Raw genomic sequence first — 1283 nt, 5'->3', positions numbered from 1 at the left:
GCCGTAGAGGGTGTGAGCCCCGTAACCGAAATGTTGTGCACCGCCTGGTGAAGTATCCCAAGTAGCACKGGGCCCGAGAAATCCCGTGCGAATCTGTCAGGACCACCTGATAAGCCTAAATACTCCCTAATGACCGATAGCGGACCAGTACCGTGAGGGAAAGGTGAAAAGTACCCCGGGAGGGGAGTGAAACAGTACCTGAAACCGTGTGCTTACAATCCGTCGGAGCCTCCGCAGCTTGCTGTGTTGGGGTGACGGCGTGCCTTTTGAAGAATGAGCCTGCGAGTTAGTGTTACGTCGCGAGGTTAACCCGTGTGGGGAAGCCGTAGCGAAAGCGAGTCTGAATAGGGCGTTGCAGTGGCGTGATCTAGACCCGAAGCGAAGTGATCTACCCATGGCCAGGTTGAAGCGACGGTAAGACGTCGTGGAGGACCGAACCCACTTCAGTTGAAAATGGAGGGGATGAGCTGTGGGTAGGGGTGAAAGGCCAATCAAACTTCGTGATAGCTGGTTCTCCCCGAAATGCATTTAGGTGCAGCGTTGCGTGTTTCTTACCGGAGGTAGAGCTACTGGATGGCTAATGGGCCCTACAAGGTTACTGACGTCAGCCAAACTCCGAATGCCGGTAAGTGAGAGCGCAGCAGTGAGACTGTGGGGGATAAGCTTCATAGTCGAGAGGGAAACAGCCCAGACCACCAACTAAGGCCCCTAAGCGTGTGCTAAGTGGGAAAGGATGTGGAGTTGCGAAGACAACCAGGAGGTTGGCTTAGAAGCAGCCATCCTTAAAAGAGTGCGTAATAGCTCACTGGTCAAGTGATTCCGCGCCGACAATGTAGCGGGGCTCAAGTACACCGCCGAAGTTGTGGATTTCAGATATTAGCTAAGCCGCCCCTTTGTGGGTTGGTTCAGGCGTCTGGAGTGGTAGGGGAGCGTCGTGTGGGCAGTGAAGTCGCGGTGGAAACCAGCGGTGGAGCCTACACGAGTGAGAATGCAGGCATGAGTAGCGAAAGACGGGTGAGAAACCCGTCCGCCGGATGATCAAGGGTTCCAKGGTCAAGCTAATCTGCCCTGGGTAAGTCGGGACCTAAGGCGAGGCCGACAGGCGTAGTCGATGGACAACGGGTTGATATTCCCGTACCGGCGAAAAACCGCCCATGCTGAACAGGGGACACTAACCGCCCGAAACCTGCCCTAGCACCCTTCGGGGTGTGTGGGTTTTGGTGGAGCGCGGGACCTGATCCTGGGAGGCAAGCGTATTAACAGGTGTGACGCAGGAAGGTAGC

Annotated in this window: 1 rRNA gene; it reads left to right on the top strand. The window is 55.8% G+C overall.

Going from position 1 to position 1283, the window contains the following annotated elements:
- A 23S ribosomal RNA gene (locus AC1U89_RS24460) occupies nucleotides 1-1283 on the top strand; the annotation flags it as partial.

It is taken from the genome of Caulobacter sp. 05T431 (genome assembly GCF_056665975.1).
The sequence above is the reverse complement of the archived record's forward strand: the minus strand, read 5'-3'. Positions and strand labels throughout refer to the sequence as shown.